The sequence below is a fragment of the Klebsiella sp. GN_Kp190 genome (assembly GCF_040061795.1).
Lineage (GTDB): Bacteria > Pseudomonadota > Gammaproteobacteria > Enterobacterales > Enterobacteriaceae > Klebsiella > Klebsiella michiganensis.
This window is the reverse complement of sequence record NZ_JBEAFN010000028.1, coordinates 71,909-88,151: the sequence shown is the minus strand read 5'-3', so window position 1 is coordinate 88,151 and position 16,243 is coordinate 71,909. Positions and strand designations below refer to the sequence as shown.

Genomic DNA, 16,243 nt, shown 5'->3' with positions numbered 1-16,243 from the left:
TCATAGTATCAATGTTCAGGGGGCGCCGCTTCGGCGACCCCTTTGTTTAGCGCACGACTACTCCTCGTACGCAGCGTGATGGAAATCAATTTCCCACTGCAGCACATCGCCGTAAAGCGCCGACAGCGCCTGCTTTTCGCTTTCACTCAGCGCCATGGCGCAGCGGTCGAGTTCGTTCTTCAGCCAGAGCGCCTGCTGATAAAATTCGTCCTCCGCGTGCATTTCCACCCAGCGGCGCACGTCCGCATCGCTCTGGTGATGTTCGCTCGCCCGTCGGCACCAGAAATAATACATCCACTCCGCACCGAACATCAGGGTAACAATCTGCTCATAGCTTCCCTGCCGGGCCGTCCGCAGCATGCCGTCGCGAAAGCGCCGCACGCCGGGCAGATCGTCCGGATAATCAGCGGGAGTTATCCGCCGTTCTGATAACACCTGTTCAAACCATGCAATCTGCGTGTCAACCAGGGCATTCAGGACGCCAATAAGCCAGCGCTGCTGATGAATACCCGGCGCCTTGCTAACCCCGAGAGCAAAAATCGCGATTGCCGTCGCGACAAAGTTGCCCTCAAACACCAGATAGCGGTTAAAGACGGCTGTCGGCAGACGATCCTGTTCGATATCAGTCACAAAACGGTGCTGCTGCATCGCCTGCCACGCCGGTTGATGTTCGCGCAGCAGGCGTTCGCTAAACGCTTCCATTATGCTTCCTCCAGCGCGGCCTGAGCGACCGACATAAAATGCTTCACCCGGGCCAGCTCAACATCGTTCCACCAGACGCCATCGACCTTCATCGTACTGGCCACAATGACCCCCTGGGTCCGCCCGAGGATCTGACTCACGTTGGCGGGCGTCACCCCGGAGCCCACCAGTAGCGGTAGCTCCGTCGCCGCGCGGATCTCGTCAATTTCCTCCATCGTTGCGCTATCGCCCGTGCGCTGGCCGGTCGCAATTACCGCGTCGGCCTCGAAGAAATCCACGTCGCGCGTGAGCTCCTGAATCGAACGATCGGCAACGATGGCGTGGCTACCGTGCTTGACGTGGCTATCGGCAAAGACGCGAATATGTTCAGCGCGCAGCATGCTGCGATAGCGCAGCGCCTTAGCGGCCGCCCCTTCAATAAATCCTTCGTTGGCGATATAGGCGTTGGCCCACTGGTTTACGCGGACGAAATCGGCCCCGCCCGCCAGGGCGATCGCCATCGCCGGGATCGCCGCGTTCGCCAGGACATTAATGCCCAGCGGCACACCAAAACGCTCGCGAACTTTCTCGGTAATCACCGCCATCAGCGCAGAGGTTTCATGACCGATATCCTCAGGTTTGGAAAAAGGAATATCACCATGGTTTTCAATAATCAGGCCGTGAACGCCGCCCGAAATATAATTTTCGGCATCGCGAAGTGCACGCTCAACAATACCGGGGACTGATTTCCCTCGATATTTCGGCGCACCGGGAAAAGGATCACAATGAATAACACCAATAACAACTTTATTACGTGAAAAAATAGCTTGTATTGCATTCGTTTTTTCTGCTGAGATAGCAACCATCTTATCCATCCTGTTAAGGGAACACTATGCGTGTTTACGTTACTGGTAATATTACCGTAGATGAAATCTGGTCCATTCCGGATATACCGAAAAAAGGCATGTCCATTCACGGCATTAAAGTTTCGCAGGATATCGGCGGTAAAGGCGCGAATCAGGCGATTATATTATCCCGCTGCGGAATCGACACGCGATTAATTGCCGCCACGGGAAATGACAACAACGGCGAGTGGATCCGTCAGCAGATAAAAAATGAACCACTGACGCTACTACCCGACGGCCATTTCAATCAACATAGCGACACCTCGATTATTTTAAATAGCGCTGATGGCGACAATGCCATCATTACCACGACGGCCGCAGCCGATACGTTCAGCCTTGATGATATTATTCCGCATATGGCGGAGGCCGCCGCGGGCGATATTCTGCTACAGCAGGGCAATTTCTCCCTGGATAAAACCCGGGCGCTGTTCCAGTTCGCCAAAGCCCGCGGTATGACAACGGTATTCAACCCCTCGCCTGTCAATCCTGACTTTTGCCATCTGTGGCCGCTCATCGACATCGCGGTGGTCAATGAATCCGAGGCCGAGCAGCTTAAGCCTTACGGCGTGAAAACCTTAGTGGTAACCCAGGGCGCGGCAGGCGCCTGGCTGGTTCAGGCGGGTCAGCGCCAGTTTTGCCCCGCCGTCCCCGCCGAGGCGCTAGACACCACCGGCGCTGGCGACACGTTCCTCGCGGTGATGCTGGCGTCCTCGATCCTGCGCGGCGTCGCGCCGGATAGGCTGTCGCTGGCGCACGCCAGCCGCGCTGCCGCCATTACCGTTAGCCGTCGGGGGACGCTCAGCGCGTTTCCCGACGGCCACGAACTCACCGCTCTGTTAGCCGTGAACGGCGCGCGCTGACCTACTTGAACAGCGAACGATAGGTATCGACGTTCGCTTTGGTTACCACCGTGGCCGGAACCAGAATGGTTTTCGGCACGGTTTTACCTGAGGTGATAGCGTTCAGCGCATTCAGGGCTTCGGCCCCCATCTTTTCCGGGTCCTGCTGCAGAACGGCGGTGACGTAGCCGCCGTCAATACCGGAAATCGCCTTCGCCGTCAGATCCCAGCCAAAGACTTTAATATCTTTCTGGCGCCCCTGGTTTTCCACGGCGGCGATAGCGCCCAGCAGAGCGGGTTCGCCAGTGGCATAGATCGCCGTCAGATCGGGGTTGCCGGTAATCAGGTTCTCCGCTGCGGTCATTGCTTTATCCTGTACGTTCTGGCCGTCGACGACGTTAGCGATGGTAATTTTCGGATTGCTTTTCAGCGTCTCTTCAAACCCTTTCTGCCGCTGGTTCTGAATGGCCGAGTTCAGCGCGCCGACAATACCCAGCCGCGCCTGGCCGCCCATCGCTTTCTGCACGTAGTCCACGAAGTATTGACCAATAATTCTGCCACCTTCGATATTATCAACGCCAACCTGAGCCGCCTGCGGCCCGGCCGGTAATACGGCATCAATCGCAATCACTGGAATGTTAGCGGCGGCCGCTTCTTTTACCGCGGGCATAATTCCGTTAACGTCGATAGCGGCAACCAGAATGCCTTTAACACCTTGCTGAATATAGTTTTCTATCGCGTCGTTTTGCGCCACGGGATTATCGTTAGAGTTAAAAATAACTAGATCCTTGCCGCTGGCTTTGGCCGCATCCTGCGCGCCTTTATTCATCAGATTAAAGAACAGGGCCTGCTGATTGATTTGTACCAGCGCATAAGTCGGACCGGCGGCGCCGGCGGCAGAAATAAAACTCATTGATGCCAGCATCGTGGTGGCAACAGCAAGTAAACGCAGTTTTCCGGTGTGAAATAACATCATCAGTATCCTCGTCGGGAATAGTTGATAGCCAGCAGAGTTCCGCGCCGCATGCGAACGCAGAAGGATTATTTTTTGGCGGGCAAATATCGTCTATATGGCCAGAACAATCATCGACCGTTCGGCGGATACCTGCTTAATTTCATTCCGGCAACCGGTCCGTGTCGGTGCGCGACTGGAATGAGTTAAACGGGTTTGGGAATGACTTCCCGGATGATGCGGTAAACTGCCTATACAATTCTCCGCAGATTAAATTTTGTCAAGCATTTATTTCCGGTTATTGTTAGCAGAGAAATTGCTGTATCCACCGCGCTTAACTATGTTACAGATAGCCGATTCTGGCAGAAATGGCGCAGGAAATGAGTATAAAACGCGTATTGTTATCCGATGTGGCAAAGCTGGCGGGGCTGTCGAAGGCAACCCTGTCGCGCTATATGAACAACAGTATTGTGCTACCGCAGGACACCATCGATCGCATCGAAACCGCCATTCGCGAACTGGACTATCGCGGCAATAGCCTGGCACGCCGTCTTAGCAAAGGCGGCAGCGAAACGCTCGGCCTGGTGCTCCCCGATATTACCAACCCCTTCTTTGCCGAACTGGCCGATGCCGCCGAAGAGGCCGCTTCTGCCAGCGGTTACAGCCTGGTACTGTGTATCACCCGCAACAACCCGGAAAAAGAGTGCCAGTTTATCCGCTGGCTGGATACCTGCCAGGTCGACGGCCTGCTGTTCACCACCAACCGCCCCGATAACGGCCTGCTGCGCAAAGAAGTCCAGCGTCACGAACGCATTGTCCTGCTGGATGAAGATATTCCCGGCAGTAAGGTGCCGAAAGTGTTTGCCGATAACGTCCAGGGCGGGCGGATCGCCACCGAAAAGCTGATCGCCGCCGGGCATCGCCATATCGCTTTCGTCGGCGGCCCGGACAAGCTGATGAGCGTACGCGAGCGCTATCAGGGCTTCTGCACCGCGATGGAGCAGGCCGGCCTGAGCTGGCCGCCCGAATGGGTCATGTACGGTGACTACCAGCGCGAGTTTGGCCAGCAGGCGCTGCGGACCCTGTTCAGCCAGCCGGTTCGCCCGACCGCCGTCTTCGCCGCCAGCGACTATCTGGTGCTCGGCCTGCTCGACGGTCTGCGCGCCAGCGGGCTCCAGGCGCCGGAGGCGCTATCGTTAGTCGGCTTCGATGACGCCAACTATGCCGATTTTACCCAGCCGCGGATTTCCACTATCCGCCAGCCCGCCCGGGAACTGGGCCGCACCGCGGTGAACATCATGATGCGTCTGCTGAACGACGATCGGGACATCCCGGCGGAAACCCGCCTGCCGGTAGAGTGGATTGGCCGCGACTCGATCAAGATCTGTTAAGCACATCCCAAAATGGCGCAAATGTGCCCACTTTTGGCGCAAAAAACGATCAATTAACATTTTATTCACTATAATCAGTAAACCGGTTTACCGGAGCGTAATGAATAAACTCTATTTATTACATAAGGTTAAATCACAGGGCTGCTGTGTTGTTCCTGCCCTGGCACGGATGCTGCAATGTTCTTACTGGCGAACAAATATCTTACATAGCGTTTGTCCTGACTGTGCTGGCGAGTGCTCTATTCCGCAGGTAAACCGGTTTACTAGCATGTAAACCGTGTCGGATAGCATCTCTCCCGCAGGATGGCGAACATTTTCCCGGCAACAGCGATGGGAGTTATCAGATGCAGCAGCCACAAACTACCCCGCCAAGGGTGGAGATGATCAATATCACCAAGACCTACGGGTCGATACGTTCATTGCGCGGAGTCAACCTTGAGCTGGCTCCGGGCGAGGTGCTGGGCTTAGTGGGCGATAACGGCGCGGGGAAATCGACCCTGACCAAAGTGCTCTCTGGCGCGGTGATCCCCTCCAGCGGCACGATTCGTATCGACGGTGAACAGCAGCAGTTTACTAATCCGGCCGATTCGCGCCGCTGCCATATCGAGATGGTGTATCAGGATCTGTCGCTCTGCGACACGGTCGACGTCGCGGGCAATCTGTTTATGGGCCGCGAGCCGATGAAATCACTCCTCGGTATCCCCTTCCTCGATGAGGCAAGAATGCACGCCGATGCCAGGGAGATGCTAAAAGGGCTCGGGATCTCCATTCCCGATACCCGGCTGCTGGTGCGAAATCTCTCCGGCGGCCAGCGCCAGGCCATTGCCATCGCCCGCGCGGCGGCCTTTGACCCGAAGGTGCTGATTATGGATGAACCCACCGCCGCGCTGGCCGTCGCGGAAGTCGAAGCGGTGCTGGAGCTTATTCGCCGCGTTTCCGCTCGCGGGGTGAGCGTGATTCTGATTACCCACCGCCTGCAGGACCTGTTCCTGGTCTGTGACCGGATCATGGTGATGTATGAAGGTACCAACGTCGCCGACAGACGGGTGGCCGACACCAGCCTGAGCGATATCGTTAACCTGATTGTGGGCGAAAAATTCACCGCCCGCTCTGCGGCTGCACATTGAGGTAACAGGATGAGTATCATGAACTTAAGCAGCTCCCGCATGATCCAGCATTCGCTGCCGCGCCGCCTGCTGCATAACCACTCCGGCGTGGTCAGCATCGCGCTATTTTTCGTCTTCTGCTGCGTGGTGTTTTCGCTGATCACCAGCAACTTTCTCACCGGCACCAACTGGCTCAACATCATCCGTCAGAGCGCCCCGCTGCTGATTGTCGCGACGGCGATGACCCTGGTCATTACCACCGGCGGTATCGATCTGTCGGTGGGCTCCACCCTCGCGCTGGTCGGCGCGCTTTCCGCTATCGCCCTGAATAACTGGGGGCTGCCGTGGCCGGTGGTACTGCTCGGCGGCCTGCTGCTCGGCGGATTGGTGGGCGCCATCAACGGCTTCTTTATCGCCTATGAAGGCATTCCGGCGTTTATCGTCACGCTCGCCACCCTGGCCGTGGTTCGCGGCATCGCGCTGCTGGTCACCCAGGGCTACTCGATTCCGGTTCCGGCTGACAGCCTGTTTACCTTTATAGGACGCGCGTGGGTAGTCGGTATCCCCATGCCCGCGCTGATCGGCATTATGATTCTGGTTATCGGGCATATTGTTCTCAATCATATGCGCTTTGGCCGCTACGTGACCGCTATCGGCGCTAACGCCGAAGGCGCGCGACGCAGCGGCATTAATACCAAAGCGGTCACCATGAAGGTCTATATCATCAGCGGGATGGCCGCCGCGCTGGCGGGGATGATCATTACCGCGCGCCTCGGCAGCGGCTCCTCCAACCAGGGCGAAGGCTTTGAACTGCAGGTTATTGCTGCCGTTGTGCTTGGCAGTACCAGCCTGTTTGGCGGCTTCGGTACCATTATCGGTACGCTGCTGGGCGCGCTGTCGATTGCGGTCATTCAGAACGGGCTGATCCTGTCGCATATTTCGCCGTTTTACACCCAGATAGCCACCGGCACCATTATCCTGCTGGCGATCTGGCTGAACACCCGCATTCTCAACCCCACGCGCTCCGCGGCAAAAGGATAGCTGATGAAAGGATCAATTTTTCGCCACCCCACTCCGCTGCCGCTTGGCGTCAGCAGCGGTTACGTGATGACGGTGCTCGGCCCGCTGCCGATTAGCGAAATGGGCGTTACCCTGATGCATGAGCATATTCTGCTGGATGCCTCCGGCAAATGGGTACCGCCCTGCTGCTGTAGCGATCGCCATCTTGCCGAAATGCCGGTGAAAATGGAAAACCTCGGCGAACTGTCGCTGAATCCGCTGATGAGCCGCGATAACTGCCAGCTGTTTGACGTCGACCTCGCGATTGAAGAGCTGACGAAATATCGCGCCCTTGGCGGTGAAACGGTGGTCGACCCGACCAATATCGGTATCGGCCGCGATCCCAACGCGCTGGCGCGCATCGCGCGCCTGACCGGTCTGAACGTTATTATGGGCACCGGCCTCTATCTGGAACCTTCGCACCCCGAGTGGGTAAGAACCAGCAGCGTCGAACAGCTGACCGAACGGCTGATTTACGATCTGGGCGGCGCGGAGGAGAAACCGGACGTGCTCGCCGGGCTCATCGGCGAAATCGGGATCTCGAGCCGCTTTACCCCGGATGAGGAGAAATCGCTGCGCGCTGCGGGCCGGGCCAGCGCCGCGACCGGCGTGCCGATCGAGGTCCATCTGCCCGGCTGGGAGCGGCTGGGCCATCGGGTGCTGGATATTCTCGAACAGGAAGGCGCCGATTTACGCCATACCGTCCTGTGCCATATGAATCCCAGCTTTGCCGATAAGCGCTACCAGCGGGAGCTGGCGCAGCGCGGGGCGTTTCTCGAATACGACATGATCGGCATGAGCTATTACTACGCCGACGAGTCGGCGCAGTCGCCCTCCGACGAGGAGAACGCCCGCGCGATTCGCGAACTGATTGACGACGGCTATATCCAGCAAATACTGCTGTCGCAGGACGTCTTCCTGAAAACCATGCTCACCCGCTACGGCGGCCACGGTTACGGCTACATACTCAAGCATTTTGTTCCCCGCCTGCGGCGCCACGGCGTCAGCGGCGAACAGCTTGAAACCTTGATGATTGGAAATCCCCAACGGGTCTTTGGCGGATAAAAGGAAAGTCATAATGCAGAAAAAAATCTTACTGGTCGGTGAATCCTGGACCAGCACCTCAACGCACGTTAAAGGCTTCGACCAGTTTGCCACCGCCACCTGGCACACCGGCGCAACGGATTTTCTGGCCGCGCTCGCGGACAGTGCCTACGCCATTACCTATATGCCCGCCCACGCGGCGGCGACAGACTTTCCGCGGACGCTGGAAGCGCTGCAGCAGTGGGATGCGATTATTCTTTCGGATATTGGCGCCAATACGCTGCTGCTGCATCCGGACACCTGGCTGAAAAGCCGCCGAACCGCCAACCGTCTGACGCTGCTGCATGACTACGTGGCCGGCGGCGGCTCGCTGATGATGATTGGCGGCTATTACAGCTTCCAGGGGATTAACGGCGGCGCGCGCTATCGCCATACCGCGGTGGAGAAAGTTCTGCCGGTCCGCTGTCTGGCGTGGGACGATCGCATTGAAACCCCGGAGGGTTGCTATGCCGAAGTGACGGAATCCCACGCCCTGTTCAACGATATTCCGGGCGAATGGCCGTGGCTGCTGGGCTATAACGAAGTAGAAATGCATCCGGAAGGCAAACTGCTGGCGACGGTCGCCGGTACCGGTCATCCGCTGCTGGCCATTCGCGAGTATCAGCAGGGTCGCTCGCTGGTGTGGACCAGCGATATGTCGGCACACTGGCTGCCGGAAGAGTTTGCTCAATGGCCCGGCTATCGCCAGCTGTGGATTAACTGCCTTGACTGGCTGACGGAACGTCGCTGATGGCCGCCACCCTTGAGCTCGCCCGGCAGCTGCTGGGCTTTAACACCATCAACCCGCCGGGCAGCGAAGCAGACTGCATGCGGTTCTTCGCCGACTGGCTTAACGATCGCGGTTTTGCGGTTTCGCTGTCGTCGTTCGGCGAGGGACGCTGCAATCTTATCGCCAGGCTGCCCGGGGCGAAGACCGGTAAACCGCTGGCCTTTACCGGTCATCTGGATACCGTGCCGCTGGGAAATGCCCGGTGGCAGTACGATCCTTTCGGCTCGCAGATAGAAGACGGGCGTCTTTATGGCCGCGGGTCCAGCGATATGAAAGCGGCGATAGCGGCGTTTGCCGTCGCCTGCGTTCATCAGCGGGAAACGATCCTCTCCGGACGCGGCGCGGTATTGCTGATTACCGGCGGAGAAGAGACCGGCTGCGACGGCGCACGGGCGCTGATCGCCTCCGCGACGTTGCCGGACGTGGGCGCGCTGATCGTCGGTGAGCCCACCGCCAACTATCCGGCGATCGGCCATAAAGGCGCGCTCTGGCTACGCTGCGAAACGCGGGGAAAAACCGCCCACGGCGCGATGCCGGAGCTGGGGATAAATGCTATCTATCTTGCGGCGGATGCGCTGGGTAAGATTCAGCATTTTTCCCCTGGCGCGGCGCACCCGCTGATGAAGCAGCCCACCCTCAACGTCGGACGCATCGAAGGTGGACTCAATATTAATTCCGTGCCGGACCGCACGCGTTTTGATGTCGATATCCGCAGCGCGCCCAATTTACAGCACGCCACTATCCGGCAGCGCTTGACCACGCTGCTTGGCGAAAGCGTCACGGTATCCACGCTGGTCGACCTGCCCGCCGTACTGAGCCGGGAGGATCATGCGTGGATTAAACAGGTTTATCAGCGCTGCCAGCCGCTGCACGCTAAGCCGATTGAACCGCGCGTGGTGCCCTACTTTACCGACGCCTCGCTGCTGCTGCCTGCGTTGGCCGATCCACCCTGTATTATTCTCGGTCCCGGCGAGCCGTCTATGGCCCATCAGACCGACGAGTACTGCCTGCTCAGCCGGCTGGAGGAGGCTGAGCAGCTATACGGAGACATTATCCGCGACTGGATGGCGTAGCCGCCCGCAGCGAAGGCAAAGAATGAGTGACGGTGTCACTTTAAAGCGCATACCAGGCGATCGGCGTTTGAATAATATCGCGGAATAACAGAGGATAACCGTCTCGCGTCAGAAACGCATCATCACCAGCAAGGAGGCATTACCATGTCCGTGAAAATCCGCCCGGTGCTCATTTGCACTCTCTCTTTACTTCTTTCCGCCTGCTCGGGTAGTGCTTCTGCGCCGGATAGCGCCGAAGACGCGAAGGTATCGGCAGAAGTGGATAAGATGTTTCGCGATTATCAAACGGGTTCAGATCAATCACCGCAGGCCAACGTCTCACGCTATCTGACGCAGGTCCAGAGGGCTATCTTCGCGAAAATAGACCAGCCGGCGTCCTGGCAGGGGCAAAAATGCTCGGTGCGCTTAACGCTACAGCGTGACGGGACGGTGCATAATCCAGCGGTCGAGAGCGGCGATCCGGCGTTATGCGCGGCGGTAATGTCCGCGCTGAAAGAAGCCAAAATTCCGCCCGCGCCAGATGAAAAAACCTATCAGACATTCAGTCATGTGGTTCTGGACTTCAGGCCCTGAGAGCTTTTTTTGCATTTTATCGCAGGGGCTATTCGGCCCCTGCACGATTTTCAGAACTCCACGCGGCCGCCGAAATTATAGCGTCGCCCTTCCAGCATTGCCTTCTGCCGGTAAGCGGTAGTGTAAACCGGGTTCACATCAAACAGATTGTAGATACCGCTCATCAGCGTGACGTGCTTACTCAGGCGATAACGCACGCCTAGATCTACCAGCGCATAGGCATCCGTTGAGCTGGACTTGCCGATATCCGGCGATCTGCTGCGCCAGCTCGCCTTGGTCCACAGTTCAAGATCGGAAGCGGTGTTCCATGTCAGCGAAACGTTGGCCATACTGCTGGGGAAATCGCTAAGCGCATAACCCTTATACTCACCGCTTTTTTGTTCACTGTGGGTATAGGTATAGTTGGCGTTCGCTTTCAGCGCTGCGGTCACCTGCCAGTCGCCGTTCAGCTCCAGTCCGTAGATCTCCGCATCCCCGACGTTAATGTATTGCGACACGCTATCCGCGGTATAGCCGTTGTATTGGCATTGCCGGGTAGCCGAGGCGGTACAGATGGTATGGTCGCTGATTTTGTCTTTAAATTTGGTATGAAAAAGCGTGGCGTCGAGCGCCAGCGCATCCTGCTGCCAGTACACGCCCAGCTCGGTGTTGATGCTCTGCTCCGGTTTGAGATCGTCGTTGCCGATACCAATCTCAGAATAGGGATAAGCGCCGTAGACGCTGGTAAAGCCGGCGTTGTTCTGGCGCAGGTCCGGTTTTTTATAGCCGGCGGATACGCCACCTTTCAGCGCCCAGCTTTCGTCAATGGTCCAGTTGCCGTAGAGCTTAGGCGTAACGTGATAGCCAAAATAGCTGTCATGATCCAGGCGCGCAGAGGTGGTCAACGTGAAGTCCGGTACAATCATCCACGCGTCTTCAGCAAAAACCGCCCAGCCGTGACGGGTGATTTTACTCACCGGGGTGACGCCGGGCGCCTGCTTGTCCGCAATACCAAAGGTGTCATTCAGCTCATTGCGCGTGAAGTTTACGCCTAGCGTCAGCTTGTGATCGGCCAGCGTAAAGGTGTTCGCGCTATTGGCCTCAAAATTATTCTGCTTGATAAACTGCGAGTCCATGCCGGGCACGCGGTACTCCGTGCGGGCCTTTTCGTAGCTGATAAAGTTCTTCACCTCCACCAGGTCATCACCGTACCAGGCATGCTGTGACAGCGAGACCGCATCGCGGTCAAAGCCCCAGTACCACGCTTTATCGTTATGGGTTTTCTCCTGATTGCCTTTGGCGGCGTTCAGATCCCAGAGCTGGGTATCGGTTGGCGAAAGAGAAATTGTGGCGTCCAGATTCCCCGCCTGATGCTTAACAAAACGTTCTTGGGTCGGGCTGTCATCATCGCGACGGTCAAGATAGTCAGCCCCCACGCTGACGCCGAGTTTGCCCGGTACGACGGGCCCCATAAAGAAGGCGTTTGTCTGGTTAGTATTGCCGTATTCGCTTTTCTCCTGCAGGAAGTAATTATCCTCCAGCACCCCCGTCCATTTTTCGAGGTTATACGCCTTTTTGGTGATGACGTTGACCACACCGCCGATAGCGTCAGAGCCGTACAGCGATGACATAGGCCCGCGAATCACCTCCACCCGCTCAATGGCGGCCAGCGGCGGCATAAAAGCGGCTTCAGACCCAATGTGATGCCCATAAGGTCGCGATTCGCGGGTAGACTGCTTGATACCGTTCACCATAAACGAGGTATAGGTCGAATCCATACCGCGCATCTGTACATCGCCGGTCGCCAGGCTACCGTGGCCGTTGCCCACCAGCACGCCCGGCATCTCGCGCAACGCTTCCGTGACGTTCTGATTGGAACGGGTATTCAGCGCCTTCTCATCGAGCACCGAGATCGTCGCCGGCGCCTCGCGCCTCTCCTGGCTGAATCCCGTGGCGGTCACTACCATCTGTTCTTCATTTATCCCTGCGCCATCAGCGGCGTAGGCTGCCGCGGGCAGATTGACGAAGGCGAGCGCCATCGCCACGTCTATGCGTGTCTTCATCGCCACAAAAAATCCTTAGAATTGAGTGAGATCGATCTTGAGAACGTAGTCAGGCCGATCGCTTTTTTCGTCCTGTTTGACGCTGGCGTAAAGCGTTCCGCCATCCGCAGAAAGGACCAGGCTGTTGGGCATAGCCGCCGTTTTGAGGGTGTGCTTGAGACGATGGGTTCGCGCATCGATGACGCTAATCGAGCGATCGTTGCGATGGGTCACGTAGATTTCATCGCGCATGGCGTTATAAAGCACAGCGACCGAGTTTGGCGAAGCGATACGATCGACCAGCTTGCCGGAGTCCAGCCGCACCACCAGCACATCGCGGGTGTTGGTATCGGCGATATATCCGACTCCGGCGGCGCTGTTCAGGGCGATATTGAGGAAATAGTGCTCAGCGTCAGCCGGATCGACCTTCACGCGGGAAATTAACGTCGACGTTTTGCCGTCAAGGGTAGCCAACTCCCCGTTGCCGGTGACCGCATAGACTTTTTCGCCCGATGCATCAACGGCAAACCCTACGGGGTCGATGTTGTTCAGCGTGTCAATCAGCTGCTGCTTGCGGGTATCGACCACCCAGAGCAGGCCCTGGCCTTTGCGCCCGATCCCTGACACATACAAACGCTGGTTTAGCTTATCCAGCACCACTTCGCGGACGTGGGCCTGTTTCGCAGGATCTGAATCATCGCTGAGCTGAATAGTGTTAATCACCTTATTGGTCAGCGTATCCAGAAGCGTTAGCGAGCCATCCAGCGCGTTACCCAAATACAGGATGTGATTTTCTTCATCCAGGGAGAGCGCGAAGGCGCGGCGTTCGGTAACGACTTTCTCATCAATCCGCAGAGAATCCGCCGCCAGTCGAAAGACCAGTCCCGCGGTTTTATCTTTATCAAACGAGGGCGCGGAGGCAGCGTAGAGCGTCTTCTGGCCGTTATCATAGGCCAGCTCGTAAACGCCGTGGCCGAGAGCCTGAGCGCGGAAGTCCCGCTCGGTGAAATCCTTAGCCGAGGCGGAGAGAGCATGCAGGGAAAACGAAATGACCAGCGCGAGGCGAGCGGCCTGCTTCAGGGATGCGGTAGACATGTAATTTTTCTTTACAGTAGCTTACGGAATGCAAACACTAATGAAAATAAATATCATTTGCAATTGCATTCATCTCCATCTTCCCTACCAATTTTTGTGTTCTGATATTAACCGCCGTTTTTTGTTCCCGCCGGGAGCTCTCCACGCTTCATTCATCGGAATCATTAAAATCACGCGATAATCGGCTGTAAGATGCTGACTAACTCCGCCAGACTCCCCGCCTGCATCTTTTCCATCACCCTCGCCCGATGGACCTCCACCGTGCGTACGGCAATGTTCATTATCTCCGCAATCTCCCGATTCATCAGCCCTTTCACCACCAGCAGCGCAAGCTCCCGCTCTTTGGGCGTTAGCTGCTGATAGCAGTCCACGTTCTTTTGCCGCGCAAACCGCTCGCCTGAGGCCGCCAGGCCGTGTTCCAGCGCCGTTTGTAGCGGCTTCACCGACACCGGCTTTTGCAGAAAATCCACCGCGCCGCGTTTCATCTGTTCTACCGCCATAGGTACGTCGCCATGTCCGGTCAGAAAAACCACCGCCAGGGTGCTGCCGCGCTGACGCAGCGCCTCATGTACTGCCTGACCGTCCAGCGCCGGCATCCGCATATCCAGCAGGACAACGCCGGTCCGGAAGAGATCGGCCTGCGCGAGGAAGACGCCCCCCTCTGCCCAGCACATCACCTCGTAGCCCAGGCTTTCCAGTAAAAAAGCACATGCCTGGGTCACCGCCAGGTCGTCATCCAGTAGATGAATTATCGCCATTGCCGCTCCGCGCTCCTTGTTGCATGAATGTCAGTACCACGGTGACACCGGGTCGTCCATCGGGCGCCGTTTGATTTGCCAGGCTTATTTCCCCCTGGACATAGCGGACCAGCCGCTGACAGATAACCAGCCCAAGCCCCATCCCCTCTTGTCGACTGGTCACAAACGGCTGGAATGCCTGAGCAAGCTGCGCCCCGGCGATACCACCGCCGTTATCCTGCAGGACGATCTTCACGCCTCCGGCATCGCGAACGGCGTCAATCCACAGCATCTTCGCCCCGGCCTGCGCCGCATTGAGGATCAGATTCGCCAGCACCTGTTCAAGCAGAACCGGCGGTAAGACGAGCGTTAACGGGCGATCGACATCGCTGTTGAGCAACAGCCCGGGAAACTGCTGCGGCATTCGCAGCCACTGCCAGACATGGTCAATAGCCTGACGAACGCTGATACGTTCCCAGGTCTCCGCTCGTCCTGGCTCCCCGTGCGCCTGGCTGACCCAATGGCGCAGATTGCGCAGCGTTTCCGCCCCGCGCTGAGCCTGTTGATCGATGTGGCCCAGCGCGGGCAGTAAGGGATGCTGCGGATCCTGTTTCTGCAAACGGATCGTACAACCCTGCGCATAGTGGCGGATGGCCGAAAGCGGCTGATTTAACTCATGGGCAAAGCCTGAGGTCATCTCACCCAATACGCTCATCTGTCTTGCCGTTTGCAGCGCCAGCTCCTGCTCGCGCAGCCGGATAGCGTTGCGTTCAAGCTGCCTGCCGCGCCGCCGCACCAGCAGCATCACCCAGATATAATTCAGCGTCAGCAACAGCAGCGTCAGCCCGATGCCGCCCATGATTAACCGGTGCTGGATAAGCCAGTTTTTCACCTCCAGCCACAGCCGTCGCTGCTGAGGGTGCTGTTGAACTTCGCTCAGCAACGCTTCCACCTGACGGGTCGAAGCGGGCGCGCCCCAGTGAAAGACGGCGTTATCCGGGGCATTGAGCAAGGCGCGGGTCACGCGATCCGCCAGCGCGTCGCTCACCGCCTGCAGCGCGGCAAACGACCAGTCGGGATACAGCGGGGTACTGGTTAAACAAGGTATCGCCGCCGGCCCCTCGATGACCGCGGTAAAATCGGCTTTATTTACCAGTCCCTCATCAGCCATTTTTTCCAGCAGGCACACCGGAACAATCGCCGCCTGCACTGCCCGTTCACGCAGCAGATAGATCAGCGCATCCGCGGGGAATCCGCTAAAACGCAGATGCAGATCGCGTTCCGGCCGCAGCCCGGCATCGCTCAGCGCCTTGTATCCCAATAAATAGCCGCCGAAGGCCTGAGGATCGATGGCCCCTACCGTTTTGCCGATCAGGTCGGCCGGCGACGAAATACCGCTGTCGCGACGAGTCAAAATGACGCTGCCGATAACGTTGCTTGTCCCGAGTGAAGAGCGCAAAGAGGCCAGCCAGCGCAGCGAAGAATGACTATTCAGCTGGACAAACTGCGCCGGATTGGTCACCACAAACTGCACCGAGCCGTTATTGACCGCCTCCTGCATCTGCTGCAGATCGAGCGGCTGAATATGGAACTGCTGATCCGTAAGCTGCTGATTGAGCATCACCTCCAGCGGCTGCCAGTGGCTGCGGGTTAAGACCTCGCCGCGCATGGCCAGAACGCCGATATTCCACGACGCCGCCCACCCGCTGCTGTTCAGCAGGAACGCCGTCACCAGCAGCGCCAGACGCTGCACCTTTTTCGCTCTCACCCGATTATCCCTGTTCATTATGTTGTTTTAGATCAACAACCCGCCGGGTATGTGGTTAACCACAATAGAGCTGACCCCGCCGCGATTTTTACACTGTAAATCATCAACATTGTTTATTCATCACATGCAAAACAATGACGTGACAAATGTTTCGTTATTGCTGCGCGAGG

15 protein-coding genes are annotated in these 16,243 nt (G+C 57.6%); 8 read left to right on the top strand and 7 right to left on the bottom strand.

From position 1 onward, the window contains the following. Positions 1-57 precede the first annotated feature (57 nt). Positions 58-702 carry a TenA family protein gene (locus tag ABLU67_RS16905; protein ID WP_154905738.1) on the bottom strand — a complete coding sequence of 215 codons (645 nt, stop codon included), beginning with the start codon at positions 700-702 and terminating at the stop codon, positions 58-60. After that, entirely contained in the window at positions 702-1,547 is an 846-nt protein-coding gene (locus ABLU67_RS16900; RefSeq protein WP_224293822.1) for a BtpA/SgcQ family protein, read from the bottom strand. The genes ABLU67_RS16905 and ABLU67_RS16900 overlap by 1 nt, the downstream gene beginning before the upstream one ends. 26 nt (positions 1,548-1,573) lie before the next feature. Here ABLU67_RS16900 and ABLU67_RS16895 point away from each other — a divergent pair, with 26 nt between their 5' ends. Continuing rightward, entirely contained in the window at positions 1,574-2,446 is an 873-nt protein-coding gene (locus ABLU67_RS16895; RefSeq protein WP_154905740.1) for a ribokinase, read from the top strand. Between the two features lies 1 nt (position 2,447). Here the strand turns inward: ABLU67_RS16895 and ABLU67_RS16890 are convergent, their stop codons facing one another. Further along, entirely contained in the window at positions 2,448-3,401 is a 954-nt protein-coding gene (locus ABLU67_RS16890; protein WP_049083933.1) for a substrate-binding domain-containing protein, read from the bottom strand. Between the two features lie 344 nt (positions 3,402-3,745). Here ABLU67_RS16890 and ABLU67_RS16885 point away from each other — a divergent pair, with 344 nt between their 5' ends. The 7 genes from ABLU67_RS16885 to tolA all read left to right on the top strand — a co-directional run bounded on the left by ABLU67_RS16885 (position 3,746) and on the right by tolA (position 10,452). After that, positions 3,746-4,768: a LacI family DNA-binding transcriptional regulator gene (locus ABLU67_RS16885; RefSeq protein ID WP_038424520.1), complete on the top strand. Its 1,023-nt coding sequence runs from the start codon at positions 3,746-3,748 to the stop codon at positions 4,766-4,768. 380 nt (positions 4,769-5,148) lie between these two features. Then, a complete protein-coding gene (locus tag ABLU67_RS16880) occupies positions 5,149-5,895 on the top strand; it encodes an ATP-binding cassette domain-containing protein (RefSeq protein ID WP_162557591.1) in 747 nt (248 codons plus the stop codon). Between the two features lie 18 nt (positions 5,896-5,913). Then, positions 5,914-6,915, top strand: coding sequence for an ABC transporter permease (locus tag ABLU67_RS16875; RefSeq protein WP_014229399.1), 1,002 nt, complete (start codon positions 5,914-5,916; stop codon positions 6,913-6,915). Between the two features lie 3 nt (positions 6,916-6,918). Further along, a complete protein-coding gene (locus ABLU67_RS16870) occupies positions 6,919-7,998 on the top strand; it encodes a phosphotriesterase-related protein (protein ID WP_049083935.1) in 1,080 nt (359 codons plus the stop codon). 13 nt (positions 7,999-8,011) lie between these two features. After that, positions 8,012-8,767, top strand: coding sequence for a glutamine amidotransferase (locus ABLU67_RS16865; RefSeq protein ID WP_348852393.1), 756 nt, complete (start codon positions 8,012-8,014; stop codon positions 8,765-8,767). After that, positions 8,767-9,879: a M20 family metallopeptidase gene (locus tag ABLU67_RS16860; protein WP_048252245.1), complete on the top strand. Its 1,113-nt coding sequence runs from the start codon at positions 8,767-8,769 to the stop codon at positions 9,877-9,879. The genes ABLU67_RS16865 and ABLU67_RS16860 overlap by 1 nt, the downstream gene beginning before the upstream one ends. Positions 9,880-10,023: 144 nt before the next feature. Then, complete coding sequence (gene tolA / locus ABLU67_RS16855) at positions 10,024-10,452, top strand: cell envelope integrity protein TolA (RefSeq protein WP_014838514.1); 429 nt, start codon at positions 10,024-10,026, stop codon at positions 10,450-10,452. A gap of 50 nt (positions 10,453-10,502) precedes the next feature. Here tolA and ABLU67_RS16850 read toward each other — a convergent pair whose 3' ends face one another. From ABLU67_RS16850 to ttrS, 4 genes are all read right to left on the bottom strand, one after another. Further along, the gene (locus ABLU67_RS16850; RefSeq protein WP_100248290.1) at positions 10,503-12,500 is read right to left on the bottom strand and encodes a TonB-dependent receptor; all 1,998 of its coding nucleotides are present in this window, start codon (positions 12,498-12,500) and stop codon (positions 10,503-10,505) included. Between the two features lie 9 nt (positions 12,501-12,509). Next, entirely contained in the window at positions 12,510-13,568 is a 1,059-nt protein-coding gene (locus ABLU67_RS16845; RefSeq protein WP_049083940.1) for a YncE family protein, read from the bottom strand. A gap of 170 nt (positions 13,569-13,738) precedes the next feature. Next, positions 13,739-14,326 (bottom strand): tetrathionate respiration response regulator TtrR, encoded by a 588-nt coding sequence (gene ttrR, locus ABLU67_RS16840; protein WP_014229406.1) that lies wholly within the window; start codon positions 14,324-14,326, stop codon positions 13,739-13,741. After that, positions 14,301-16,073, bottom strand: coding sequence for a tetrathionate respiration histidine kinase TtrS (ttrS, locus tag ABLU67_RS16835; protein WP_348852392.1), 1,773 nt, complete (start codon positions 16,071-16,073; stop codon positions 14,301-14,303). Before ttrS ends, ttrR begins: the two co-directional genes overlap by 26 nt. Between the last annotated feature and the right edge of the window lie 170 nt (positions 16,074-16,243).

Bases quoted from the DNA above. Each gene is read 5' to 3' on its own strand.
- ABLU67_RS16905 (WP_154905738.1), bottom strand. From the start codon at position 702: ATGGAAGCGTTTAGCGAACGCCTGCTGCGCGAACATCAACCGGCGTGG.
- ABLU67_RS16900 (WP_224293822.1), bottom strand. From the start codon at position 1,547: ATGGTTGCTATCTCAGCAGAAAAAACGAATGCAATACAAGCTATTTTT.
- ABLU67_RS16895 (WP_154905740.1), top strand. From the start codon at position 1,574: ATGCGTGTTTACGTTACTGGTAATATTACCGTAGATGAAATCTGGTCC.
- ABLU67_RS16890 (WP_049083933.1), bottom strand. From the start codon at position 3,401: ATGATGTTATTTCACACCGGAAAACTGCGTTTACTTGCTGTTGCCACC.
- ABLU67_RS16885 (WP_038424520.1), top strand. From the start codon at position 3,746: ATGGCGCAGGAAATGAGTATAAAACGCGTATTGTTATCCGATGTGGCA.
- ABLU67_RS16880 (WP_162557591.1), top strand. From the start codon at position 5,149: ATGATCAATATCACCAAGACCTACGGGTCGATACGTTCATTGCGCGGA.
- ABLU67_RS16875 (WP_014229399.1), top strand. From the start codon at position 5,914: ATGAACTTAAGCAGCTCCCGCATGATCCAGCATTCGCTGCCGCGCCGC.
- ABLU67_RS16870 (WP_049083935.1), top strand. From the start codon at position 6,919: ATGAAAGGATCAATTTTTCGCCACCCCACTCCGCTGCCGCTTGGCGTC.
- ABLU67_RS16865 (WP_348852393.1), top strand. From the start codon at position 8,012: ATGCAGAAAAAAATCTTACTGGTCGGTGAATCCTGGACCAGCACCTCA.
- ABLU67_RS16860 (WP_048252245.1), top strand. From the start codon at position 8,767: ATGGCCGCCACCCTTGAGCTCGCCCGGCAGCTGCTGGGCTTTAACACC.
- tolA (WP_014838514.1), top strand. From the start codon at position 10,024: ATGTCCGTGAAAATCCGCCCGGTGCTCATTTGCACTCTCTCTTTACTT.
- ABLU67_RS16845 (WP_049083940.1), bottom strand. From the start codon at position 13,568: ATGTCTACCGCATCCCTGAAGCAGGCCGCTCGCCTCGCGCTGGTCATT.
- ttrR (WP_014229406.1), bottom strand. From the start codon at position 14,326: ATGGCGATAATTCATCTACTGGATGACGACCTGGCGGTGACCCAGGCA.